Origin of the sequence: Priestia koreensis (genome assembly GCF_022646885.1) — a bacterium.
Classification (GTDB): domain Bacteria; phylum Bacillota; class Bacilli; order Bacillales; family Bacillaceae_H; genus Bacillus_AG; species Bacillus_AG koreensis_A.
Map to the genome: position 1 here is coordinate 1658363 of NZ_CP061868.1, position 24895 is coordinate 1683257.

Here is a 24895-nt window from a genome sequence, read left to right on the forward strand (position 1 = left end):
ATCTGAAAGGTTGTGGAGACATGGAAACATTGTATAAAAAATTAGATGAGGTATACGAGGAGATCGTTTCAATAAGAAGACACTTGCATCAATATCCGGAGTTATCTTTTCAAGAAGTAGAGACACCAAAATACATTGCTGCGTTTCACGAAGAACTGGGGAATGAAGTTCATACAGGTGTCGGTGGAAGAGGCGTTGTTGCTTATTTAAAAGGCGGAAAGCCAGGACCAACCGTTGCTTTGCGTGCAGATTTTGATGCGCTACCTATTCAAGAAGAAAATGATGTTCCATACGCATCCAAAATTCCAGGTGTGATGCATGCATGTGGTCATGATGGACATACTGCTTCTTTATTAGGGCTTGCGAAGGCGTTGAAGGAGATCAAGGAAGAGCTTCCAGGAACCATTGTGTTTATTCACCAGCATGCGGAAGAAAAGCCACCAGGTGGTGCGATTGCGATGATTGAAGATGGCTGTTTAGAAGGTGTTGACGTTGTGTTTGGTACACACTTGGCTTCAGTAGCACCAGTAGGCTGCATAGGGTATCGAGTTGGACCTGCAATGGCAGCAGCAGATACGTTTGAAATTCGTATCCAAGGTCAAGGTGGGCATGGTGCTCAGCCTCATATGGCTAAGGATAGCATCGTAGCTGGAGCGCAAATTGTGATGGCTCTTCAGCAAATTGTGAGTCGAAAGGTGAATCCGTTAGAGCCTGCAGTAGTCACAATAGGCTCTTTTGATGCTAAAAACGCACCCAATATTATCGCAGATAAAGTGGTGTTAGAAGGTACGGTACGAACATTTAATGAAGAAGTACGTACTCTTATTCAAAAGGAAATCGAAGAAATCGTTTCAGGATTATGTAGAGCAAGTGATATGACGTATGAATTTATTTATCATAAAGGATATCCAGCACTTGTTAACCATCAAGTAGAAATGGATTTTATTAAAGAAGTTGCGGGAGAAGTTCCAGGCGTTGAAATGATTGTAGAGCAACCTGCTCAAATGGGTGGAGAAGACTTCGCTTATTATCTTCAACATGTGAAAGGAGCCTTTTTCATTACGGGGGCGGAATTAAAAGGACGTGATCAAACGTACCCACATCATCATCCGAAATTTGATATTGATGAGAGAGGACTATTAATTGCTGCGAAGGTGTTAGGAAAGGCAGCTGTTACGTACTTATTTGAGAATCAAACGTCCAAACCAACAGAAGCCGTACGCTAAACAAGAAAGACAGGTGTTTGTTACCTGTCTTTTTTGTTTTTATAAGCATAGTAATACATATGTTGCAAGCATTTGTGCTAGACTGTTAACAGCTTACTACATTGAAAAAAGAAGGGCTGAGAGCAAAATGACGCAAACAAATACAGCATTTCGCGATGCACTTGTAAAATCATTACGAGGAGAAAGGGGTCACCTTCCAACGATCAATGCCATCACTGATCTTACGGTCGATCTTGCTTCACATACACGAGAAGAAATTCCGTATTCTATTTATCAGCTTGTGAAGCATATGAGCTACTGGCAAGATTTCTTGTTAGCGTTCGCTAAAGGAGAAACGCCTGAACGACCAAAAAGTGCGAGTGAGAGCTGGCCTAAAGAGGCATCTCCTGCAGATGAAGAAGAGTGGAAAGCGACGATTCAGCACTTTTGTGATGGAATTGATGAAGCGTGTGAGTTAGCGGAAACGCTAGCGATTGACGAGCCGCTTGCAGTATGGCCAAGTGAAACACCTGGTGGCCTACTGCGCAACATCGCTTCTCATAATAGCTATCACTTAGGAGAAATTGTTCTCATGAGACGTTTAAACAAAGCATGGCCACCACCAACAGGTGGCTATCCAGCTTAATAAAAAAGAGCTAGAAAGGTTTTGTACCTTTCTAGCTCTTTTTTCATTCTTTGCGTTTCACACCTAATAAATCTAAGAAGAACATGAAGATGGGAACGCCGAGAATGAGGCCCCAAATTCCTAAAAAATGCTCTGAGAAAATGAGAATAATAAACGTATAGAAAATCGGTAAATTCGTTTTAGCAGACATTAATTTTGGATTTAATACATAGCTTTCCAGCGCATGAAGGACAGCAATCATGACGAGAACCGAAACGACCTTGATCGGCCCCCCAATTGTATAAGCAATCGTGCAGAGCGGAATGAGTGATACAAACACACCAGCTACTGGAATAAGGCCAAGTAAGAAAATCATAATTCCTAGTCCAACGAGCTGCGGGAATCCTAAAATCCATAGTGCAATGACAGATAGGATGGAATTGATCAGCGCAATTAAAAATTGAACTTCAATCACAGCTCCAAAAGAGCCAATAAATTTTTGCCCGAAATATTCCACTTCACTAAAGAACCATCCAAGCTTACTATGTTTGAATTTTGAAGTGAATTTAATAATGCGCGATTTTTCCAAAAGGAAAAATAAGCTTAGTAAAATCGCAAGAAGTACTTGCAAGCTAACCGTCCAAATATTTGTTAAGTACTGATAGACAAAATCTAGATTTTTTTGAATGTCTTCAGGAGATACAATTTTCTTCGAACCATCTACGATAAACGTTACGACAGGATTAGTAGGTGGATTTTTGTAAAACTTCATAATATGAGAGACGAGCTCATGAATTTGAGTATTAATGACTGGTATGTATAGGTAGATCGTTAATCCAAAAGCAAAAATAATGAGAATGTATAATGCGAGTACAACAACTGAAGGGCTAATCGGTACAAATTTTCGCAGATGACGCGTAATAAACTGTTGAAGTTTTCCCATTAAAAAGGTAAGTAAAAAGGTAAAGAGTACCAAATGAAGCAAGCTTCTAATAAGGAATAAAATAAAAACAAGCAGAACGAGTGTTAATATTCGTATGAACCCTTTGTTCTGTGTTAAGTTTCGAAAGATTGACATATATTTCTTCTCTCCAATCCACCTATGCGACGCTTTTTCCAATAAGACGACGTACGTGTTCAATCTGACCGCTGATCAGGTAGTGCGACATCATTTTTTTAGTATATGATAAAAGACCTTGTCCATATGTTAGACGGAAATGCCTTCTAACAAAGTATGAATCGCTTCTTTATATAAAGTGAGTGCTTGCTCCGTACTTAGCTTGTACGCGAATAAACCAATTCCTGAAAGCAATCCTTCTAAAATCATGCTCAAAATCAACAAATCTCTTTGCTTAAACTCATTGTTTTTCATGCCTTCTTCTAAAATCTGCTCGTATAGCCTTAAGTGGTGCTTCATTAAAGCATCGACTTGATTTCGAACCTCTACTTTTACAAAGGAACTCGTCCAAAATTCTTCCATCGCTTTTGTAAGAGGATGTTTAAAATCATGCAATACAGTATGTTCGGCTAGGCCATATAGCTTATCAGTGCAAGTATGGAAAGAAGATACCTTGTTTTCCCATTGTTCTTGCCAATGCGCGTGCCAATCGTTCAGCAACTTTAAAAACAGGTTTTCTTTGTTGCCAAAATGGTAGTAAATATTCCCTTTGCTGACGCCTGTAGATGACACAATATCTTCAATTGATGTAGATGCGTAGCCACGTTCGCTAAAGAGGATGGTTGCTTTATCGAGAATGAGCTTCTTCGTTTGCTCACTGGCCTGCTGCTTCTTATTCATTCATTGCACCTCATTCTAAACTGAACGTTCGGTTTGTAAAAATTATAAGCCTTTTTCCCTCTTTCTGCAATCATTTTATACGGAATAAGCACTGAAATCACGGTCTTTTTAATCTTTATAAAGTATAAAGGTGAAATAAGTAAAAAATCCTATATTTATCTATAAAATAATAAAATAAAAGTAGAATGAAGATCTAATATCCTTCTTTTATCACCGGATTGCTGCGTTTAAATCACTAGAAATAGGATGTTAGTTGCAAATGAATAGAATACTAGCGATGACACGACTGTCTCTTGTAATTAAATAATATGGTAGACTTATATAAAAGTGGTAAAACAAACCATTTTGAAAGGATCTATCAATATTACTAATTACAAAGGAGAGTATGCGCATGAAGAAAAAGATGAAGGTCATCGCCTCTATTACATTAGCAACAGGATTAATCACAGGTACAGCAAGCTCTGTTTTTGCTTCCACAAAAGCAGTTGATCCTCACTACAAAACGCCTACTTACTTAATTGAAAACTGGAAGGCCCCCGACTATTTAAAGCAGTTAACGAGTAAAAAGGAACTCGTGTATCACTACTTATCAAGCAAACGCCAAGAATTTAAGATTACGAGCAGCGCTAAAAACTCTTTTAAGGTGCTAAAGGAAGAATTTGATCAAAAAACAAAAACCCGACATTTTCGCTTAGTCCAAACCTATTCTAATATACCGGTTTATGGCACCAGCCAAACCGTATCCCTAGATCAAGAAAACAATGTGAAGTCATTCATGGGAGCGGTTGTTCCAGAGAGTGAGCAACGTTCTATAAAGACGAAACCGTCACTTACAGCTGCGAAGGCCGTGAAGATAGCGAAGCTTGATATTGAAAAACAAATAGGTAAGGTCGAGCATTATGACGGAGACATTGAGCACGAATTATACATCTATCCATATAAAGGAAAGGATTATTTGGCATATGTGATAAAAGCTTCTACTGTTGACCCAGAGCCAAGCTACTGGCACTATTTTGTTGACGCTCATACAGGGAAGATTATCAATAAATTTAACGCCATTGATCAAGTGCAAGGAACAGGCAAGAATTTGACAGGTGAAGTGAAAACATTTGAAGTGGCAAAAAAGAACGGGTACTACTATCTAGCAGATGAAACGCGTGGAAACGGAATTAACACGGTCGATGCGAAGCATGTCAATTACATACTATTTTCGTTATTATCTCAATTATTTGGAGTAACTGGATTAGAAATTCGTGAAAAGGCTCCTACGTTTACAGATCCAACAGCAGTCGATGCCCATGTGAATGCGGAAAAGGTTTATGACTATTACAAAAAGACGTTTGGACTCAATTCGTACGATGGAAAGGGCGCAAAAATCATTTCGTCTGTTCATGTGGGAAAAGAGTGGAACAACGCAGCATGGAACGGAAAACAGATGATTTATGGTGACGGAGACGGGGAAACATTCCGTCCGTTCTCAGCGGCACTTGATGTTATTGCTCATGAATTGACGCATGCTGTAACAGAGAAAACAGCGAACTTAGACTATCAAGGAGAATCTGGAGCGCTTAACGAATCCATGTCCGATATTATGGGCGCAATGGTGGATCGTGATGACTGGGAAATCGGTGAAGACATTTACTTACAAGGTGAGAAAGTGCAGGGGCTACGTTCCTTAAAAGATCCAGCGTCTATTCCGAATCCGATTAATCCAAAAGAGGGTTATCCAGATCACTATAGCAAGCGATATACAGGGGAAGAAGACAACGGTGGCGTGCATATTAATTCTAGCATTAACAATAAAGCCGCTTACTTAATTTCTGAAGGTGGAACGCATTATGGAGTGACTACACAGGGAGTAGGAAGAGAAGCAACCGAGCAAATCTACTATCGAGCGCTTACGAAATACTTAACGGCCACTTCTGATTTTAGTGCGATGCGACAGGCAGCCATTCAAGCAGCTAGTGATCTATATGGAAAAGACTCAAAGGAAGTAAAAGCCGTTGAAGATGCATATCAAGCGGTAGGCGTTCAATAATTTTATAAAAAAGCCGATCAAAATAGTTATGACGTATGCTAGATTTAATCTATAAAAATAGTCTTTTTATACGTCTTTTGATCTATCACCACCCCTATTGCCACTGTATATATTATACAGTGGCTCTTTTTATGGCCGCAAAACGATAGAGTATAAGCTAGAGGGGGTATATTTATGTTTTGTTGTTGGGGTAAAGCACTTTTTCATCGATTCGAGAAACTACTATTTTCAAACCGATTTGGCGATTTTATTGAGGAACGTACGCAAAAGGCGGTTGAAGATGTTGTATATTCAGAACCATTTAAAACGTATTTACTAGACGTTATAAAAGCTTCGCAATCTTCACCATTTAAAGAAATTGCCGAGCAATACTTAGGTGAGCGTGTAGAGGTTGTGACAACAGGTGGTGGGATACAAGGCATCGTCAAAGAGGTAGGAGACGATTACCTAGTACTAGAAGAGTCATCTACTTCTGTATTAATTGTTCCATTTACAAGTGTACTAACAATTCAAGAGGCGAATGAATAAGGAGGGAAACAAAATGATAGAAGATACGTTACGTAGCTATGTTGGATTTTCCGTAGAGGTTGTGACGCCGCTTGATTTGGTAAAAGGGACATTGCTAGCGGTGACGAGTAGTACGATCATTGTACAAACACCAGGGGATGACTACGGTCCGTCGAAAAATGTAAATGTGCTATTGCCGGTTATCTCATATGTTCGTGTGTTAACAGACGGAGGAGTCTGAACAATGAACCTATCCGTTATCATCCCAGCCTGTAATGAAGAAGATACGTTACCGCTTATTTTAGATGAGGTGCAAAAATTACATCCCTTAGAAATCATTGTTGTGGTAAATGGATCAACGGATAATACGAAACAAGTAGCAGAAAAGTATGGCTGCAAGGTTATTGAGTATAAAGAGAAGCTAGGGTTAAATATTGGGAGATCCATGGGAGCAAAAGCAGCGATAGGAGAGGTGCTTCTTTTTTTGGACGGTGATATTCCTGTTCCACATAAAGAACTATTGCCATTTATTGAAGCGATTGCCGAAGGACATGATATCGCGTTAAATGATTTATCATGGACGTTAAAGAGAAAAGTGAGGCCGCATCCAGTAGCCGTAGCAAAATATGCACTAAACTTATTTATGAAGCAGGAGCAGATGAGTGTACAGGCGTTAACAGCGGTTCCTTTTGCTATGAAGCGCGCAGCGGCCGAAAAGCTTGGCTATGCGTTGCACGCTGAGCCGCCGCTGGCTCAAGTTGAAGCACTATTAAAAGGAATGTCTATAGTGGCACCAATTGCCGTGGATGTTATTTATACGAACAAGGCACGAGAAGCGCATCAAGAGAAAATTGACAACTCCCCTTTTCCTCTATCAACAAGTGAAATTATTGGAGATCATATGTTGGCTATTCATCATCTAATCGAGAAAAAAGGAATGCGTGGTGGGCTGACGGACGCGGAGCGAAATCGGTTATATCCAAAGGTTTACTTACCGAAGCGTCCAGAAAAAATAGCGTGCAGTGCAATCATTCCCGTTGGGGAGGAAAAAGAAACGATTGAAGCTGTTATTACGGAAGTGAAAAAAGCAGGGGTTGAAGAAATTATCGTCATTGCCAACGGGTCAGATGATGAAACGGTGCAAATAGCCAAAAGTCAAAACGTCGTTGTCATTGAATTTTCGGAAGCTCTTGGACATAATATTCCCCGGGCTATCGGAGCGATGTGTAGCAGTGGAGACGTCTGCTTATTTATTGACGGCGATATCGTCATTAAATCTGAAGATCTTCTTCCTTATATAAAAGCGGCTGAACAGGGAGTGGACGTTGCGTTAAACGATCTGTCCTGCTTGCTCGATCAAGTATATCCACTTCATTCAGTTAGTGCGGCAAAATACTTTTTAAATATTGCGCTGAAGCGTCCCGATTTGACCATTAATACGTTAACCGCCGTTCCTCATGCCATTCGACGAGAGACACTAGAAAAGATTGGTTATGATTCCCTTATGGTTCCTCCACTGGCGCACGTATTGGCAATTAAAAACGGGTGTAAGGTAGAACCTGTACATTTTGTTGATGTAGCTCGAACCAATCGTATTCGCCGTGATCATGTAAAGATCAACGGCATAGCAAAATCGACGGAGCGTATTTTAGGCGATCATATAGAAGCGCTCGCACTGCTACTAGAATTAACCGATAGAAGAGGAGGATTTCCTCGCAAACCTCGTCGTTTTGATTTACTTGAGGAATTTCTTCAGGCGAATCACGCTAATCAAGAAAATCTTACGAATGAATGAGTCTTCTGACTTAAAGGCTGATTTTTTTTTTTGCTTTGAAAAGAGGGGAAGTATCTAAAAAAAGGAGAAGGTAGCATGAAAAGCGTAGCGATTTTACTAGTAACAGAAATGAGTGTACACCCCAATTTGCTACTTGTTATTCAACAGCTAGCCCCTGTAGAAATTTGGTGTATCAGCCATAGTGAACAGCATTCTCCAAAGGAATGTCACTGGTCTCCCACACTAGAAGCGGCGATTCATTCGGTTAATGCAGACATCCTTCTATTTTTGAATGGAGATGGTAGCTATTCTATTCGGGAGCTTTCTCTCTTTCTCAATAGCATTTGCTATGGTCAGTGTGACATGACATGTAATCGCCTAAAAAGCACTAAATATCTAGATGTGTGGGCAAGCGTATACTATGAATGGACGTCACGACCGGTTCTACCTATTTCCCCATATTTAGATTTTCCGCTAGCCTGTACGAAAGAAATTGCTCAAACTGCTGCCAATAGAATAATAGATAATCCCCTTTCTGTCTTTGACCAGGCAGTCTCTTCAAACTATCGCATTCACTATTATCATCACGTTTCGTATGAGCCGCCATTTATTCCGTCTTTTTACGATTCTTTCGGATCCATGCTTACGTATGAAGAAAAAAGAAAGCTCACTCAGCTGCTCACTTTTTTACAGGAGAAGCTTCATAAGAAAGGGAAAAGGGGGGGCTATTCTGATGGAGGGCGACGGTTGCGGGTTCATGAGCAAGGAGCGTACTCTGTAATAGAAGGAAGCTATAAAACTGGTGAATCATATTACGGGGAGCAGAAGCTGTCCATCATTATCCCTGTGAGAAACGAACAAGGAACAATTCAGCAAGTGATAAGGGAAGTAAAAAAGCTTCGACCATACGAAATTATTGTTGTTGTTAATGGTTCAACAGACCAAACCTCTTCCCTAGTAGCTCAGGAAGAGGTTACCGTTGTCACGTATAAAGAAGCGCTTGGTCACGATGTAGGAAGAAGTATAGGCATTAAGTATGCAACAGGTGACATCCTTTTATTTGTAGACGGTGATTTTTTGGTATTGGCACAGGATTTATTCCCATTTGTGAAAGCTGTTGAGTCTGGCGTAGATATGGCTCTTAATGATTTAAAGCGTCCTTCTAATATTATTCATCCTGTGACGTCTATTAAACAGATATTTAACTTGTTTATCAATCAAAAGCATTTGGAAATTTCCTCCCTCACCGCGGTTCCTCATGCTATAAATCGTCGCGTTCTCAAGTGTTGTTCAGAAGAGGCTTTTATGGTACCGCCACTTGCACAGGGGATAGCAGCGAAAAATGGATTTCTCATTGAAGCCGTTCATTCGGTCGATATTAATCCGTTAAATCGAATTCGTCCGGGGGAAAACCAAGTAGCAGAAGGCTTGTCAAGGACCGGTGAGCTCATCATAGGCGATTATCTAGAAGCTTTTTATCATCTCCTTATGGAGGGGGAGGATCTATCTAGTACTCACTTCTACAGAAAAAGATATTTCTAAATATTCAGTTTGGTAGTATGATAAAACGTACATGTATAAGGAAAAGTGAGGGTGCTAGATGGTGCTTCTTGGAACACTTGTAAACGGATTAGGAATTGTATTTGGGACGCTTCTTGGCAGTTTATGCCGAAAGATCCCTGAGAGCATGAAAACAACGGTCATGCAGGCAATAGGTCTTGCAATTGTTGTGTTAGGTGTACAGATGGGGTTAAAAAGCGATCAATTTTTGCTCGTTATTTTAAGTTTAGTAATCGGTGGAGTGATTGGAGAATGGCTTAGAATAGAAGAAAATCTCACTAAACTAGGGGTATGGATTGAGCGTAAAGTAGGCGCTAAAAATGGAGAAAGTAAAATAGCTGAAGGATTCGTAACGGCTACGTTAATTTTCGTTGTTGGAGCTATGGCGATTATAGGTGCACTAGATAGCGGGATTCGGGGTAATCATAACGTACTGTATACAAAAGCTGTCATGGATGGATTTATCTCGCTTCTTTTAAGTACAACACTTGGTCTTGGCGTCATTTTTTCTGCTATTCCGGTTGTTCTCTACCAAGGAACCATTGCATTATTTGCCGCGCAGATTAACCAATTGATTTCTCCGACGCTTATGACGGAATTAATTGCGGAAATGACGGCAACAGGAGGCGTCATGATTTTAGGAATTGGTTTAAATTTAATGGGGATAACCAAAGTGAAAGTTGCAAATTTACTTCCTGCTATTCTTATTACCATTATTCTAACGATTGCTCTTCAAACATGGATGTAAAAGACCTTATTCTAAAGGTCTTTTTTATTTTGTAGTTTAGGGTGATTGTAAAAAGGGAATGGTGCAGTAACGAACAGTGCGATGTAACATATTTAAAGTGGACAATGCATAGGCATTATAGTAACTTATCATTCGATAAGTTTGAAACGTAGGGGAGAATGAGCATGGTCAAGGGAAAGCGCTCTAGCCAGTTAGGAGCAGAAAACGGAATTGAAACACGAAAAAAGATTATTAAAACAGCACGCGCATTGTTTATGGAATACGGATATCGAGGGGTATCGACAAGAAAAATTGCAGAGTCTTGTGGCATTACGCAACCTGCGCTTTATCATCATTTCCCTAATAAGCAGTCAATTTATTTAGAAATGCTTCGTAACGATCTCTTAGAAATGAAAACATCGTTGCAACGTATTGTGCAAAGTTGTGATGAAATGAGAGAATCTTTAGAACGCATTATTTATTTTTTACTCGAGCGATATCCGTTTAATTTGCATCAGCTTTTTCATGATATTGAGCATGAAGTAGCAGAGGAACATCACGAGACCATTCAAGAATGGTGGCGCAGCGCTTGTCAGCGTCCAATTGCTACTTTGTTTGAGGAAGGAATTGAAAAGGGAACGATCTATTCGGAAGGAAATAATCAAATAGACGCGGAACGTTACTCATTTCTATTAATGAATGTGCTCAGTCAAAGAGATCAAAGATTACGCAGCCGAAAAGAGTTGAGTGAGCAAGCCTCATTTTTGGCTACTTTCATTCTCTATGGAGTATCGTCACAATCACGGCTAACAACAAATAACGAGAGCTAACAGCTCTCTATGCATATAGCTTATCGAATGATAAGGAACTCGTATTTATTTTTACATAGTAGGAGACATGAAAATGACGAATATCAATTTCTCGTATTTTATTGATCAGAAATTAACAACCATTGAAAAGGGAACTCCTTTTCCGCTCCGTTTTTCATTTACAGATGGTGGAATGTGCGTAGAGTGCTCATGGCGCATTAGAAGGAAAGGGAGAATTATGGTAGGGCATCATGATTTTCATCACGAGCGCTCACGAAAAGAAGCGCTTCAGCAGTTAAAAGATTTGTTGATTGCTCAGCGAATAAAAGCGATTTCTTTGCATGAGGAATTTGATCTTTTATGTATCCAGTTTTCGAACGGTTGCGTCCTAGAAGTTTTTCAAGATAGCTACTGCTTTGAAGGGTGGGAGCTCTTTGGAACGAATGACTTTTCTGTTATAGGTCTTCCGGGTGGAGGGTATGAAGCGTATCGAAGCGAGCAGCTGTGTGAAGACTAACGTAAAAGGTTCAGCATCACTGATTCTGAACCTTTTTCAGGCTTTTATGACGTAAATAACCATATGAGCAGCAACACAATGGCGATCAGGAGCCAAACGAACGGCAACTCTTTTTTGCCTTGTCTTTTGTTTCCTATTAATAAGGTCACCATTGCTCCTATAACTAAAAGAATAACCGTAATCCCGGTTCGATAATCCACAACATTCCTCCTCGCATTATGCGAATACAACTTTGAAAATAACATAAAAGCGGTATCCTGTAATGGCCACCATAACGGCAAGCATCGCAATGAGGGCGTACCGAATTTTATACAAAAAATAAAGCTTATACTCACGCGGATTTTGCCATTTTTTTATATCCTCTTTGATACGGAAGATTAAGATCCCGACGAGGGGAAGAACGACAAAAAATACGATGGTTAACAACAAAAGTTGATCAAAAAAGTGCATGTTTTTGCTTGATAAAATCGAGCGAAAAAACTGCGCGATTGTTACTAAAAAAACGACCGCGAGCGAACAATTATTAATAAATAAATCTGTTCGCTTTTTTCCTTTCTTTATATCTTGCTTCAACGAAAATGGAATGATTATTAGTATGATGAGAGAAGCTACTAACCACCAAATACCGTGCATGCTGATTTCTCCTTTTTAATGGTTTATACAACTGGTTATATATGTAAGTGTTATTAAGTATACGTTCTCAATTTGTAAAAGGTTTCATTTTTATAAATTGAGAAATGAAAAAGACGATTGAAATAGCGCAGCGTTATGATAGATTAAGGATATACGTAAGGAAAGGGTGAGAAATGATGAAGAAGCAAATAAAGGTTGTAGGGGCCGTCACGGTAAATGGCGAGGGCGATATTCTATGTGCGCTCCGCTCGGCGGAGATGAGTCTTCCAAACTTATGGGAGTTTCCCGGGGGAAAGATTGAACAAGGAGAAACGCCTGAACAATCTCTTGTGCGTGAGATAAAAGAAGAGCTCGGATGCACGGTTGAGGTGCAGGAGATGATTGAGGATGTTGTGCATGAATATCCTGCAGTAATTGTTCAATTACTTACATATCGAACGAAGATTATAGAAGGAACGCCACAAGCAAAAGAGCATGCAGAGCTAAAGTGGGTTTCTCCTAGTAAATTAGAAAGGTTGGAGTGGGCACCGGCAGATGTTCCGACGATTCATAAGTTGCTCGGTCGTGGCTAATTCTCCATTCTTCCTTGTCATACTGTCTGAATGCAGGTCACATGTGATACAATGTGTACATGCGGCTCGCTGAAATCAGCGAGCGAATGGAAGTAGGAGTTGAAGGTTGTTGAAGGAAAAGGAAACACTGAAAAAAGCAGTCAAGAAGATGACCGCTGTCGCCATTATTTACATGGTCATACATATTGCGTTATTGCTTATAACAAGCGTGATGCTTAAAACCACGGGAAATATTGTTTACTATCAGGTTAGAGAAGTAGGAAGCTTGATTCTAAACGCTGGATGGCTCGTGCTCCTCATTTATCTGAAAGAAAAAATATTCGCCGTGTACTGGAAATCAACGTCACCTGTCTTTCGAGGGATCTGGTGGGTTGTTTTTGTATTATTTGCGTTCAAAACGGTATCGTTATTTGTCCAATGGCTGCGTTAAAATAGACGAAATTCTCTTAAGGAGAGTTTCGTCTATTTTTTATGGGGATTTTATAAAATCCCTATTGTGACGAGGCACCTTGATCTCAATGGCATCGCGCCACGTAGAGAAAAGGTGAAAATTTTAATAAGTGCCTAGTTGCATCGTGTATCTTGATAGATTTTAGGACGGACAATGATTCCTCTTTCAATATGTAAGAGGAGGGACAGTTTGGAGGAGTTTTTAGTGACTAAGGGACTTTAAATGAATAAAAAATCCTTATTTTACATTTTTTGTATAGTATAATGAAAGAAAAAAGGAAGATGGGAGAGCATCATGGCTTATACAATTCCAGAGTCAATTCGTACAACAGCAACTGCGGGGGAACGACTCCTATTTCAAACGCTCAAGCAGTATTTACCCGAAGATTACATTGTCTACTATGAACCAGAAGTGCTAGGTAGAAGGCCGGACTTTGTAATTATTGGACCGGATCTTGGTTTGTTAGTGTTAGAGGTGAAAGATTATACAAAAGGAACACTGCTTCAATTAAATCGTGATGAGTGGACGATCGTATCAAAGTCAGGAGAACAAGTTACGACAAAGAGTCCTTTTAAGCAAGCTCGTGAAAATGCCTTTCACATAGCAAACGTTCTAAAAAAAGATAAAAATCTTGTTCATCTGGACGGAAAATATCAATTTCAGCTCAAATTTCCATACGGATACGGAGCGGTTTTCACTCGTTTGACACAGGAAGATTTTATCAAAAACGGTCTATACTCTGTCATGGAAGCCTCATTCTGCTTAACAAGAGATGAAATTGATCCTGATAAGGAAGGATTTTCTGAAGAGCATTTGGTGGAAAAGCTAGTGAACATGTTTCAAGTTCCATATCGTCTGCACGCCCCACTTGAGAAGACCGACATTGATGCCATTCGTTATCACTTATTTCCGGAAGTTCGGATTAGCGCAGAGTTTAAGAAGCCTATTCCATATCAAGACCAATTGCTGTTATCATTGCACGATATTCGAGCAATGGATCTTCATCAGGAAAATTTAGCAAAGCAAATTGGCGATAAAAATCGTTTAATTAGAGGCGTAGCGGGAAGCGGAAAGACGCTGATTTTGGCGAGTCGTGCAAAGATGCTTGGGAAGGAGAATCCTGATTGGAAAATTCTTATTTTATGCTATAATATTTCACTTGCTCAAAGTATTCAGCAAATGGTAACACAAATGATGAATGAGCCTGAAGATTTATTTGATTTAGCTGTAGAGGGAAAAGTGGAAAAGTCACATAACGTATCCGTTCGCAACTTTCATTCTTGGCTAAAGCATGAATTAAAAATTACAGAAAAGTCGATCCCCTCTATACTAGAAAAGCTCGAGAAAAAGGAAGCTATTCTCCCAACTTATGACGCAATTCTCATTGATGAAGGACAAGATTTTGCAGGTGATTGGCTTCGTCTTGTGAGTCAGCTTCTTAATCCAGAAACCAGTTCTCTTCTACTTGTAGAAGACCGAGCGCAAAATATTTATAAAAGGAAACGGTCCTATCTGCAAGATACCGGATTGAGCTTTCAAGGCAGATCAAAGGTCCTCACCATTAACTATCGAAATACAGCGCAGGTTGTAAAGTTTGCTTGGGATTTTTATCGATCAAATTCCGCTCTTAAAAATAAAGTTGTCATGCGTGATCAAGAAGGGGAAATTATTGCTCCTCAAAGCACGAAGAGAAAAGGTCCGCAGCCTATTATTATCAAAGCGGAAACATTTCTTCATGAGGTAGCAGCCATCGGCTATCAAATAAAAAAATTGCATGAAACAAAGCATATTCCGTATTCAGAAATGCTTGTTTTATATCGAGTGAAGAATACGCATAAAGTGAACTATATCGATACGCTTAAGCGGGGATTAGAAAAACTTCATATTCCAACCTATTGGCTAACAGAGAATAATGAATCCAAGCGCCAGTTTAATCGGGAAGAGGAAACAGTCAAAATTAGTACGATTGACAGCAGCAAAGGTCTTGATTTTCAAGTTGTATTTATTATGAATATTGATAACATGCCATTTGCGCTTGAAAAAGACATTGAGCGTGAAGTAGCGCTACTCTATATCGGCATGACGCGTGCACGAGATTATTTATGCTTGTCCTATTCGGGAGAGTCAGCATTTACTACTTATTTAGAAGAGCAATCAGAAATTAAGCCTGTAGCAGTGAAGCAAAAGGTGAGTGTAAAGTAATAATGGTCTTGACTGATTTCAATGTGCCTCCTTGTTCATATGAAAAAACTCCAATGAAAATCATTGGAGTTTTTTTGCTTATCTAAATTGAGCAATCTTTTCAAATGGAAGGCGGTATGAAGGGTAACCTTCTTTTGTACCTTTCCCAATTGAAAGAAGCATAACCGGTGCATAGCGCTCTTTATCAATACCAAATACGTCAGCGATTTGATCTTTTTCATAACCACCGATTGGGTTTGTTTCATATCCGTGTGCACGAGCAACAAGCATTAATTGCATTGTTACAAGACCAGCGTCAATTAGAGCTGTTTCTAAATTTACTTGATGAGGCATGTTATCGTAATATGCTTTAATTTTAGCAAGCTGCATATCTTTTACGTCTTGTGGCATATAACCGTGTGCAACCATTTGCTCGTAGATATGATCTACGTTTTCGTCTGCTTTGAGGTCACCAAAGATGGCGATCACTGCTGCAGATGTTTCAACTTGTTCTTGGTTAAAGCGTGCAAGTGGAGCAAGTTTTGCTTTTGCCTCAGGGCTATCAATTACAAGAAAGCGCCATGGCTGCATGTTTACAGAAGAAGGAGCAAGCGTTGCTTCCATAATGATTTCTTCCATTTCCTCACGGCTGATTTTTGCTTCTGGATCGTATACTTTTACGGAACGACGTCCTTTTACTACTTCATTAAAGTCATTTGACGGTTTGTTGATGTTCATAAGTTAATCTCTCCTTCATGTGTACTAAGATGACTATCAAACATTGAGGTGATAAGAAGGTCAAGACTCAATTTGAGATACATTGTCTATTATGCGATCTAACATGGATAAAAGGGTAGAACGCTCATCATTGCTAAAATCTTTCAGCATGTTTTCTAAAAATCGAGCTCGCTCACTTCGGTAAGAAAGAATCTGTTGACGACCTTTAGTCGTTAGTCTGACAAACGTAACGCGGTTGTCATCTGGATTTTTTCTCCTTGAAATCATTTCAATGCCCTCAAGGTGTTTTAAGTGTCTTGTGATGGCTGCACTATCAATTTTAACGTCTTTTTGAAGGGATGATTGACTAATTTCATCGACTTCATATAAGTGATGAAGCAAATCAAGTCGCGATTGTCCCATTCCCGTACAACGTTCAAATTTTTGAGTGACTTGTTTATTTAATTCATAAAAATGATATAAAATCGCCATTTCTTTAGAGCATGTATGGGACAACAATACCTCTCCTTTTAACTATCTAAAAGTTGACGAGTCAATAATTGACCTATCAATGATTGATCTATCAACTAATATAAAGAAGTGGCTGAAAAAAGTCAAGGATATGAATAATAGACAGAATATTTCGTTTTGAGAAAGCTATCGCAGTGGATAACATGTACGATTATTTTACTCACGATACAAGTCGTGTATACTTGTAATGAACTGTTAAAAGGACGGAGCTGACACGAATGAATACAACAATCGCAGATATTGCCAGGATTGCGGGTGTGGCAAAAAGTACGGTTTCCCGCTATTTGAACGGAGGGTCTGTAAGTGCAAAAACAAAAAAGAAAATTGAGCGAGTGATTTTAGAAACAGGCTATATCCCTAATTCGTTTGCACAAAGCTTAAAAGCCAAACGAACGAGTATGATTGGAACGATTGTGCCAAGGCTAGACTCCTATGCCACTTCAAGAACGCTAATGGGGATCGACGAAGGACTTCGTGAGATGAATTATCAAATGCTGATTGCGAATACCAACCTTAATCTTGAACGGGAAATTGAGAGCATCTATGACTTTTCAAGGCGCAAAGTAGCAGGAATTATGTTGCTTGCCACTCAAATTACGCCCCAGCATTTGAAGGCATTTCAAGAAGTTGAGTTGCCTCTTTTACTCATTGGGCAGCACTACGAAGGCATCCATAGTTTGGTTCATAACGATTATGAGGCAGGGATGAAGGTAGGACAACATATTGCTGAGATGGGCCACCGAAAAATTGCATTTTTAGGGGTATCAGAGAAAGATATCGCCGTCGGACAAGTACGCAAAGCAGGATTTCAACAAGCGTTTCTTGATTTGGAGAATACGGACATTCATTTTTTTGAAACGGGCTTTAGTATGGAGAGCGCTTTTGAGCTCACATCACGTATCATTGAAGAATTTTCGCCTACTATTATTGTAGGAGCAACAGATAACATCGCTCTCGGCGCTTTAAAAGCTGCAAATGCGAGGGGGTTACGTGTTCCAGACGAATTGTCCATTACGGGGTTTGGAGGATACGAGGTAACGAGCATTATGCATCCGGCTTTAACAACGATGAAGTATTTTTACAAAGATGCAGGGAAAGAAGCCGCAATGCACATGATTCGATTGGTAAATGAGGAGGAAGTACCTTTGCTAACGTATTCTCATTATCAATTACTCGAGCGTGATAGCGTATTGAATATGACGGTAAAATAAAACAAGCGCAGAGGGATATCCACTCTGCGCTTGTTCGTATTGTATCCCAAACTAAGCGTGCTGTGTAAGGGGAAGAGAAGCAGAGTTAATGGCCGAGTTGGGTCAATTCCATTTGGCGCATTTCATCCGTAAGAGCAGGCATTTTTTTAATTTCTTCGCGTAGACGCATTTTCTCTTCCTCGCTAAAAGTAAGGAAAAACGTTCGATTATAATGTGATAACCACCAAATAATGATCTCTTCACTAAGTTCTTGGATAAGCAGTTCGCTTGATTGGCGCGCTTTAATCGTGTAGTAGAGACAATCTCGTTTTGATGAGTGTTGAAAAAGCAATAAAAGCTGTTTTTTATGCATCACAGAGGAAGTATCAATGAACAAGTTCCAAAGCTGATGTGATAGTTTTTCGTTTGCGAACCGAATTAGATTTTTCGCTCCTTCCTTTGAAACGCTAGGAGAAGAATCAAGAAGAGCCTGTATGAATACGGTTTGATTAGAAGAATGTAGTCTACCGATTGAACGAACGGCTGCTTTTCGTACCTTTACTTTAGGGTGTAGAAGAAACGGTTCAATGAGTGGAATGCATGACGTTGTTCCGGTTTCACCAAGACCTAAAATAGCGGAAGCGGACGTTTCTTCATATGGTTGTTGCAACAAATAGCTGGTATAAAAAGTGTGGAAATCTTGACGATCAAATATCGAGCGTAAATAAAATCGGGCATATTCTCGAATAGAGGCGTGGCGATCGAGCAAAGCGTGTTCTAAGTATGCTTTTGCCTGATCTGCGAAGCGTTCCATAATGGTGTGCAAAGTTCGTCTTCGTAGAGGCATATACCGATGCACAGAGAGTAACTTGATCCATGTACTAACAAACGCTTGGTCATAATGGTTAAGAATTGCTTCACCTGCTCCAAGGGCGATAAGAGCATCGGTGTTTTGTAATGCACGTTTTAAAAACTCATCATCATATTGGTGGTGCTGAAGAAAAAAATGAAAACAAAAGCGTCTCGTAAACCGATCTTCATGATAGGTACCATTGTGTACAGCTGTTTGACATGCAGGTGATTGGAGTAACAATTCAATTTCCTCAATGATCATTTTATCCGTTACTTTTGGGTAGTTACGGAGATGATCAACCAAATAAATAGCATCCACAAAATAAGGAGACAATTCCGTACGTAAATTATTGCGAAGTCCATGAAGCGCACGTTTTTGTGTAGCGGAAATATAGTCGTTGAGTCGTAATAGCAAAAACGGAATGGCTTGTCCTTGTGGCTGAGCGCTAAGTATTTTAACCGCTTCTTCACGTACGTATCCGTTTCGATGAAAGCTACACAGCCCCAAAATCGTCGCATCAGCTGGGTTATCGATCTCAAAAGTCGATAAGTGAGAGGGAAGAAGATGATCCCATGTTTGCGACCATTTATGATAGAAATTCATCTCTTTTATGAGTTGCTCAAGCTCAATCCATTGCTTACAAGCGCTTTGCGCAAGAATGTAATGGATGGTACGTTTAGTTACTTGTGCAATCGTATCTTTTCGATCAAAGACAAACGGAAGCAAAAACGGAATAACTCTCACGTTACCTTCGTGCTGCAATTCCTGGATTAATTCAACTTTATCGTGGTTACTGTGAAAGAAGAGCGCACGTTTCTGATAGAGTTGGTTAATAATCTGGTGAGCTTCTTCCGATAATGGTTTCAAAACACAGCGCCTCCTTATCTATTCAAAAACCGATCAATATGCATGAAACCCGAGCGACGCATCGCTCGGGTTTCAACTTAATGGAGACTATCGGGATCGAACCGACGACCTCTTGCATGCCATGCAAGCGCTCTCCCAGCTGAGCTAAGCCCCCGTAAAAGAAATATCTTCCTATATTTTATGCGGAGAAACGGAATTCTGTCAATAAAAAATAAAGAAATCAGCGTTGGAGAATGACTATCCCGCTGATTTCTTCACGCGCCGTCGATATCTTTGAATGTAGTGCTGCATCTTTTCTAATAAGAAAATAGTGATGGGGATAATACATAAGTAAAACAAAAAAGAATAAAACAAATTCCACCCTGTATAAACAAAAACGCGAAACCAGACGGATATCCCCTCAAAAATGGTTGAAAAAAGGGTAGCAAGCACGATAAACCAAATGGTATGCCAGTTTTTCTGACGCCATATGTCGTATACGTAATAGATTAAGTAACCGAATAGAGGATAAACGAAAAGTTGTAAAATAACGTCAAACCACTCGTACTTCTCACGGTCTTGAAAATCATATAAATTTTTCTTATATGCCCCTCCTAATACGTGATCAGAAACAATTGCAACTGCTGCTATGTAAAGAAGGAGTAGAGCGGTAATAATAGGTGGAAAGCGGTTTGGAAGCCAAATAAATAAAGCAGCAACGATCAGTAAGGAAACAATAATAAACCATTCATTTTCATCGAATTGAATTGGCGGATATAAAATCATAGCGATGATTGCTTTTCTTTATGAAGTAAGGAATAAAATAGCGGTTGTAGGGACAGGGTTACACAAAATATGAAGGTCCAAATACCAAAGGTCCATTGTATACGCCACCCCGTTGCATAAAAGAGGTGAAGATGATAGTGCAAAATATCACACATACTAATCGTCATAATGCCGATCACGCTCCAGCCAACTTTCTGCCATACATGCCCACTAGCAACAGCTAGGTTAATAAATGTAACGACCATAAGGGGAAATAAAAATGCTTTACTAATTGAAACAGCTGTAAATAAAGGAATTGTGCGGGCGTGTTGAATGAGCTGAAGGTTTTCACCGGAAATATCGAGCCAAATATGAATGAACAGTAGTGAAACTAACCAGCATCCGGCCATTTCGAAGATGGTTAGCTGTTGTTGGAAGTAGAGAATAACTCCGAATATGAGTAGTAGAGAAGCCACGAATAAGATAGCCACGCATATCATCCTTTATCAATCGGTAATAATTAAAGTTTTTCCTATTTTTTTGGTTTAATTCTAGTTATTGATTGCCTACATGCAAAAAAATAATAATGTAAAAAAATGTAATATGACCCATGTGTATCGCCAGTAGCGAGCGTATAATGAAGATATTCTTATGTAAAGGAGGGTATTCACCTTGAAAAGAAAAATGATGACGCTTACAATTTTTGCTTCGTTATTCTTTTCAACTACGATGATGACAGATCAACCAAAAGCATATGCAGAGGAACATACATCAATTCTTCCTGGTTCAGAAGACACCCAGGTAGCTTATTTTGACGGAGTAAACGGAAACTGGCTGACTACGAAAAATCCAATTCAGTATAAGGCAGCTACTTTATACGGAAATATTGGCCTTGTTCCGTACAACTGGGGACAGCAATCAGATGGGAGCGGGTGGTATGAAGTGTACAAGCCAGCACCAATCAAAGGTACACAAATCTCTGGAAGGTTTGAAGATGCAAAGTTTGTCATACGAATCCCTGAAGATTGGAATGGGAAACTAGTCGTTTCTGGTATTCCAGCAACGAGAAATGAAACCTCCACTGATCTTTTATTCAGTGATTATGTGCTAGAAAAAGGCTATGCATTTGCTGCTATTGATAAAGGCACGCAGGGAGAAGAAGATCCAACCGATCCACTGGCCAAAGTCAAAAATGCACTTGCAAATGAAGATGATTCCGTTGCTGAATGGAATGAACGTTTTCGACAGGTTACAAAGGCCGCTCAGAATTACCTCAAAGACCATCACCCGTCTCAATTAATTGCAGCTAGAGACCAATCAAACACCGCTTCTCATCTCATCAACAAGGATCATCACATCCCTACTTATGCAATCGGTATTTCAAACGGAGGATATGTGGTACGTTATGCTTTAGAGCACGATAAGCCTAAGATTACAGGGGAGCCTCGCTTATTTGACGGAGGTGTAGATTGGGAGGGCGTGCTTTGGACAGAAAAAGCATCCAACTTAATTAGTTCGTTGACTACGGTTGTAAATTCGACTGAAGAAGCTCTTTATGAAAGTGGAAAGAACAAAGAAAAAGCGCTTAAAAATATGTACAAAGCGGGTCTTCCAAAAGGATCAGAAGGCCTTTGGCCATACTACGACCAGGTGTACTGGTTTGTCACACTCAATATTTACCGTGATCACTTTGATCCAACCGCTCCAAACCGATTAAATTGGCGTGATTATTTGAACTTTACGCCATCAGGGCAACGAGATCGTTCGTACGATTGGATTTTTAAGGATTATCGCTATGAGCAAAGAAAGCGATTGATGCGTGACAACATCAAGAAAGTTGCGAATACAGGGGATATCGATGTTCCGTTAATTAGTTTCACCGGTACAATGGATGCTCTCATCTTTCCAGATGTCCATGCGAAAGGGTATGAAAAACTAGTGAAAAGAGCGGGTAAACAGGATCTGCACCGTCTGTATATGATTGAAGGTGGCAATCATGTCGATAGTTTAGTTTGGAATCCATCCGCAGATGCAACAAAAAAGCTACAGCCACTGCTTCCTTACGCACACCAGTCGTTTGATTTGTTAGTAGACTGGGTAGAAAAAAAACAGCCTGCACCAAAAAGTCACGATGTTAAAAGACCCGAAAATACGCTGCACGTCAGAGATTTAAAAACGGGAAAAGAAATCAAACCATACTAACAGATAAAAGGGAGATGCCACGCTTGCATCTCCCTTTTATATTATGACGACAAGAAGTCACGATTCGAAGCGAGAGGAGGCTGCTCAAGCCATCCCTTTTCAATCGCGATTTTAGTTCCTTCTCCTGCAAACCTTGCCGTTTCAAGAGAGAGGCGGGCAAACATAATAGAAAGATCTTTCCGAGCGATTTGTGATAGAGCAGAACCGTAATTCGCGAGACCACTCGCACTTGCGAGTCCTGTGTGGTAAAGCATTAACTTTTCAGAAAACGGCGGAATTCGAGACTCGGTTACTTCTGGATCCCAAAGCTGTGGGGAAGGTAAGTCCTCATCGGTCAACGTATGAATAAAGAGGTCAATGTGCTTATGCGCAATTTTACGACCTCGAACGAGATACGTACGCAAATCAACCGATGTAGAAGCTTGGCTGAATCCGATCATAAGAGACTTTCCAAGCATGTTTGTATCCAAGTTGATATAGATGGATTTAATTTCCTGTGCGGTTACTGGACGGTTTTTACCGCGGATTTTACCTAAAAAAGATGGATGATGAACGAAATGGATTTCTTTTGGGATGGGAATGCTCGGCGTACGGATGACGATCCCTTTTTCCAATAGATATTCAATCGCTTGATTAAATACGTTTGTGTATTCCTCAATGTTTTGAATGAAAAATTCGCGTAGATCTCTTCGGTGAGAGCCAAACAGTGCCTCAGTGTACAAAATAATAGATCCTCGTGCCATTTCTTTCATATAAAAGAGATAAAACTTATCCGAAAACATTCGAGGCGTATCTAGAAAAACATCCTGCTCACCAAAGCCAGCAGGAGCAATCATTCCTTCTTGCTCGAACAGTTTTTGATAGCGAACGAGCCGCTCATCTAATCGTTTTTTGTTCGTCTCAAGCAGTGTTCGAGCATTTGAGTCTTCTACAGTCGATAGAAAACTCGTCATCACACAATGTAACATTGTTTCCCCGATATACCCAGACCATAATCCACTTACTTCTCCAGCGGTTAAGGTTACAATACGTCCGTCGTTATTCATGTTCTCACCTCACTACAAAAGTTACGTTTCTTAGTGTCATCATGTAGGAGAAAAATATGTGTGAAAGTTGATGAGGTCCGTTTCGCTGAATAAACGAAGAAAATGGTAAGATGTCCAAACAAAAGCCTTTTCGATCGATACACTAGTAAAAGGAGGTGAAAGACTATGAATCCCCTCATTACAGTGAATGGATTTTATGTTCAAACGATGAGTCAAAATGCAAATATTAATTTCGGCTCCACGCGACAAGAAAGTCATACCGCAAATAACATTTTAATCGGAAATGCTTTTTCAGTTGGAAATTATTCGCCCGTCTATCAGCGCGTATGCAATCGTGTGTCACAGCGAAACGTTCAAAATCAGACAGAAACTGGCCAGGCAGTTAACGACAACAACTCAATTTAGGTGTAGCTAGGCTAATTTGATTTTGTTCATCATATATGTATAAAGAGATCGATGAGTGTGCTCAACTACGAATATCGAAATTGCTTGACGGGTACAAGAACAATAGAAACACTTAAAGGAGTGACAAGATGAAAAAAGGAACGGGTCTTTTTATTGCAAACGTTGTGGTTTTTTTAGCGGTGTTGATCGTTAATTACACGATGGCAGTCGGGCAAAATATTGGCGGTATAAGTGGGGAAATTAATTATCTATTCAAACCTGCCCCGTACGCCTTTTCCATTTGGGGTCTTATTTATCTTCTGCTTGCTGTGTGGATTATTCGTGCCTTTTTTACAACGGGAGAAGAAAGAGATGTGTATCAGAAGATTGGCTTATGGTTTCCACTGAACTTACTTTTAAATGCGCTATGGGTTATTGTATTTGGTAAGGGTCATATTGTTCTATCCGTATTTGTTATTATTGCCCTTCTACTTACGCTTATAGTGATTTATTCCATCATTCAAAACTCAGGTGTACGCAAAATTTTGCTTCGCACGCCAATTTCCATTTACCTCGGATGGGTTTCTGTGGCAACGATTGTTAATATATTTACGGTCTTGACTTACAAAAATGTGGAATCACTGCTAGGGCTTGATCAGCTCACATGGACCTTGATTATGCTTGTGGTTGGCGGTTTGCTGGCCATTTACTTTACATTTAAAAACAAGGACATTGCGTATCCGCTCGTTGTTATTTGGGCGTACATTGCCATTATTGTAGAGCAAAAAGACATGCGATCAATTGTCGTAACAGCATGGATTACGGTTGCAGCAATTGCAGTTGCTATTTTAATTGAGTGTATTCGAAAAATAAAGCGTTGATCGAGAAGCCATCAGGCGATTACCTGATGGTTTTTTTGTATATCTTTTTTGAAAGCGTTAACAATTAGGTCTTTAGAACCATT

General features: G+C 39.8%; 27 protein-coding genes and 1 tRNA gene. 17 read left to right on the forward strand and 11 right to left on the reverse strand.

Going from position 1 to position 24895, the window contains the following annotated elements; all coding sequences use genetic code 11:
* The first annotated feature begins 20 nt into the window (after positions 1 to 20).
* On the forward strand, positions 21 to 1226 hold the full coding sequence (locus tag IE339_RS08295) for a M20 metallopeptidase family protein (RefSeq protein WP_242175358.1): 1206 nt from the start codon (positions 21 to 23) through the stop codon (positions 1224 to 1226).
* Positions 1227 to 1353: 127 nt separating this feature from the next.
* Entirely contained in the window at positions 1354 to 1851 is a 498-nt protein-coding gene (locus IE339_RS08300) for a DinB family protein (protein WP_242175359.1), read from the forward strand.
* A gap of 43 nt (positions 1852 to 1894) precedes the next feature.
* Here the strand turns inward: IE339_RS08300 and IE339_RS08305 are convergent, their stop codons facing one another.
* Together IE339_RS08305 and IE339_RS08310 are read right to left on the reverse strand one after the other, a co-directional pair.
* On the reverse strand, positions 1895 to 2908 hold the full coding sequence (locus IE339_RS08305) for an AI-2E family transporter (RefSeq protein WP_242175360.1): 1014 nt from the start codon (positions 2906 to 2908) through the stop codon (positions 1895 to 1897).
* Positions 2909 to 3037: 129 nt separating this feature from the next.
* The gene (locus tag IE339_RS08310) at positions 3038 to 3628 is read right to left on the reverse strand and encodes a TetR/AcrR family transcriptional regulator (protein ID WP_242175361.1); all 591 of its coding nucleotides are present in this window, start codon (positions 3626 to 3628) and stop codon (positions 3038 to 3040) included.
* Positions 3629 to 4019: 391 nt separating this feature from the next.
* On the opposite strand from IE339_RS08310, the gene IE339_RS08315 reads away from it, so the two are divergent.
* The 8 genes from IE339_RS08315 (at position 4020) to IE339_RS08350 (ending at position 11560) form a co-directional block, all read left to right on the forward strand.
* A complete protein-coding gene (locus IE339_RS08315; protein WP_242175362.1) occupies positions 4020 to 5666 on the forward strand; it encodes a M4 family metallopeptidase in 1647 nt (548 codons plus the stop codon).
* A gap of 174 nt (positions 5667 to 5840) precedes the next feature.
* Complete coding sequence (locus IE339_RS08320) at positions 5841 to 6194, forward strand: DUF2642 domain-containing protein (protein ID WP_242175363.1); 354 nt, start codon at positions 5841 to 5843, stop codon at positions 6192 to 6194.
* Positions 6195 to 6207: 13 nt separating this feature from the next.
* Positions 6208 to 6414, forward strand: a complete 207-nt coding sequence (locus tag IE339_RS08325) for a hypothetical protein (RefSeq protein WP_242175364.1) — start codon at positions 6208 to 6210, stop codon at positions 6412 to 6414.
* Between the two features lie 3 nt (positions 6415 to 6417).
* Positions 6418 to 7968, forward strand: a complete 1551-nt coding sequence (locus IE339_RS08330; protein ID WP_242175365.1) for a glycosyltransferase family 2 protein — start codon at positions 6418 to 6420, stop codon at positions 7966 to 7968.
* A gap of 75 nt (positions 7969 to 8043) precedes the next feature.
* The gene (locus IE339_RS08335) at positions 8044 to 9489 is read left to right on the forward strand and encodes a glycosyltransferase family 2 protein (RefSeq protein WP_242175366.1); all 1446 of its coding nucleotides are present in this window, start codon (positions 8044 to 8046) and stop codon (positions 9487 to 9489) included.
* Between the two features lie 58 nt (positions 9490 to 9547).
* Positions 9548 to 10255, forward strand: a complete 708-nt coding sequence (locus tag IE339_RS08340) for a DUF554 domain-containing protein (protein ID WP_242175367.1) — start codon at positions 9548 to 9550, stop codon at positions 10253 to 10255.
* 164 nt (positions 10256 to 10419) lie between these two features.
* A complete protein-coding gene (locus IE339_RS08345) occupies positions 10420 to 11064 on the forward strand; it encodes a TetR/AcrR family transcriptional regulator (RefSeq protein ID WP_242175368.1) in 645 nt (214 codons plus the stop codon).
* A gap of 73 nt (positions 11065 to 11137) precedes the next feature.
* Positions 11138 to 11560 (forward strand): DUF6188 family protein, encoded by a 423-nt coding sequence (locus IE339_RS08350; RefSeq protein ID WP_242175369.1) that lies wholly within the window; start codon positions 11138 to 11140, stop codon positions 11558 to 11560.
* A gap of 44 nt (positions 11561 to 11604) precedes the next feature.
* On the opposite strand, the gene IE339_RS08355 is transcribed toward IE339_RS08350, so the two are convergent.
* Entirely contained in the window at positions 11605 to 11760 is a 156-nt protein-coding gene (locus IE339_RS08355; RefSeq protein ID WP_242175370.1) for a hypothetical protein, read from the reverse strand.
* A gap of 16 nt (positions 11761 to 11776) precedes the next feature.
* On the reverse strand, positions 11777 to 12193 hold the full coding sequence (locus IE339_RS08360) for a hypothetical protein (RefSeq protein WP_242175371.1): 417 nt from the start codon (positions 12191 to 12193) through the stop codon (positions 11777 to 11779).
* 176 nt (positions 12194 to 12369) lie between these two features.
* Between IE339_RS08360 and mutT the strand changes: the two genes are divergently transcribed.
* From mutT to IE339_RS08375, 3 genes are all read left to right on the forward strand, one after another.
* Entirely contained in the window at positions 12370 to 12765 is a 396-nt protein-coding gene (gene mutT, locus IE339_RS08365; RefSeq protein WP_242176149.1) for an 8-oxo-dGTP diphosphatase MutT, read from the forward strand.
* A gap of 106 nt (positions 12766 to 12871) precedes the next feature.
* Positions 12872 to 13195, forward strand: a complete 324-nt coding sequence (locus tag IE339_RS08370; RefSeq protein ID WP_169775985.1) for a hypothetical protein — start codon at positions 12872 to 12874, stop codon at positions 13193 to 13195.
* A gap of 315 nt (positions 13196 to 13510) precedes the next feature.
* Positions 13511 to 15418, forward strand: a complete 1908-nt coding sequence (locus tag IE339_RS08375) for a 3'-5' exonuclease (protein WP_242175372.1) — start codon at positions 13511 to 13513, stop codon at positions 15416 to 15418.
* 78 nt (positions 15419 to 15496) lie between these two features.
* Here the strand turns inward: IE339_RS08375 and IE339_RS08380 are convergent, their stop codons facing one another.
* Positions 15497 to 16135, reverse strand: a complete 639-nt coding sequence (locus tag IE339_RS08380) for a nitroreductase family protein (protein WP_242175373.1) — start codon at positions 16133 to 16135, stop codon at positions 15497 to 15499.
* Positions 16136 to 16195: 60 nt separating this feature from the next.
* Positions 16196 to 16630, reverse strand: coding sequence for a MarR family winged helix-turn-helix transcriptional regulator (locus IE339_RS08385; RefSeq protein WP_242175374.1), 435 nt, complete (start codon positions 16628 to 16630; stop codon positions 16196 to 16198).
* 233 nt (positions 16631 to 16863) lie between these two features.
* Between IE339_RS08385 and IE339_RS08390 the strand changes: the two genes are divergently transcribed.
* The gene (locus tag IE339_RS08390) at positions 16864 to 17856 is read left to right on the forward strand and encodes a LacI family DNA-binding transcriptional regulator (RefSeq protein WP_242175375.1); all 993 of its coding nucleotides are present in this window, start codon (positions 16864 to 16866) and stop codon (positions 17854 to 17856) included.
* A gap of 85 nt (positions 17857 to 17941) precedes the next feature.
* On the opposite strand, the gene IE339_RS08395 is transcribed toward IE339_RS08390, so the two are convergent.
* The 4 genes from IE339_RS08395 to IE339_RS08410 all read right to left on the reverse strand — a co-directional run bounded on the left by IE339_RS08395 (position 17942) and on the right by IE339_RS08410 (position 20790).
* Entirely contained in the window at positions 17942 to 19555 is a 1614-nt protein-coding gene (locus IE339_RS08395) for a HEAT repeat domain-containing protein (RefSeq protein WP_242175376.1), read from the reverse strand.
* Positions 19556 to 19636: 81 nt separating this feature from the next.
* Positions 19637 to 19709: transfer RNA gene (locus IE339_RS08400), tRNA-Ala, on the reverse strand.
* 83 nt (positions 19710 to 19792) lie between these two features.
* A complete protein-coding gene (locus IE339_RS08405; RefSeq protein ID WP_242175377.1) occupies positions 19793 to 20320 on the reverse strand; it encodes a hypothetical protein in 528 nt (175 codons plus the stop codon).
* A complete protein-coding gene (locus tag IE339_RS08410) occupies positions 20317 to 20790 on the reverse strand; it encodes a hypothetical protein (RefSeq protein ID WP_242175378.1) in 474 nt (157 codons plus the stop codon). The genes IE339_RS08405 and IE339_RS08410 overlap by 4 nt, the downstream gene beginning before the upstream one ends.
* Before the next feature lie 238 nt (positions 20791 to 21028).
* On the opposite strand from IE339_RS08410, the gene IE339_RS08415 reads away from it, so the two are divergent.
* Positions 21029 to 22501 (forward strand): alpha/beta hydrolase, encoded by a 1473-nt coding sequence (locus IE339_RS08415; RefSeq protein ID WP_431522788.1) that lies wholly within the window; start codon positions 21029 to 21031, stop codon positions 22499 to 22501.
* Between the two features lie 41 nt (positions 22502 to 22542).
* On the opposite strand, the gene IE339_RS08420 is transcribed toward IE339_RS08415, so the two are convergent.
* A complete protein-coding gene (locus IE339_RS08420) occupies positions 22543 to 23547 on the reverse strand; it encodes a DUF3231 family protein (RefSeq protein WP_242175380.1) in 1005 nt (334 codons plus the stop codon).
* A 165-nt stretch (positions 23548 to 23712) separates the two neighbouring features.
* Here IE339_RS08420 and IE339_RS08425 point away from each other — a divergent pair, with 165 nt between their 5' ends.
* Both IE339_RS08425 and IE339_RS08430 read left to right on the forward strand, forming a co-directional pair.
* A complete protein-coding gene (locus tag IE339_RS08425; protein WP_242175381.1) occupies positions 23713 to 23952 on the forward strand; it encodes a spore germination protein in 240 nt (79 codons plus the stop codon).
* Between the two features lie 128 nt (positions 23953 to 24080).
* The gene (locus IE339_RS08430) at positions 24081 to 24812 is read left to right on the forward strand and encodes a TspO/MBR family protein (RefSeq protein ID WP_242175382.1); all 732 of its coding nucleotides are present in this window, start codon (positions 24081 to 24083) and stop codon (positions 24810 to 24812) included.
* Positions 24813 to 24895: the final 83 nt, after the last annotated feature.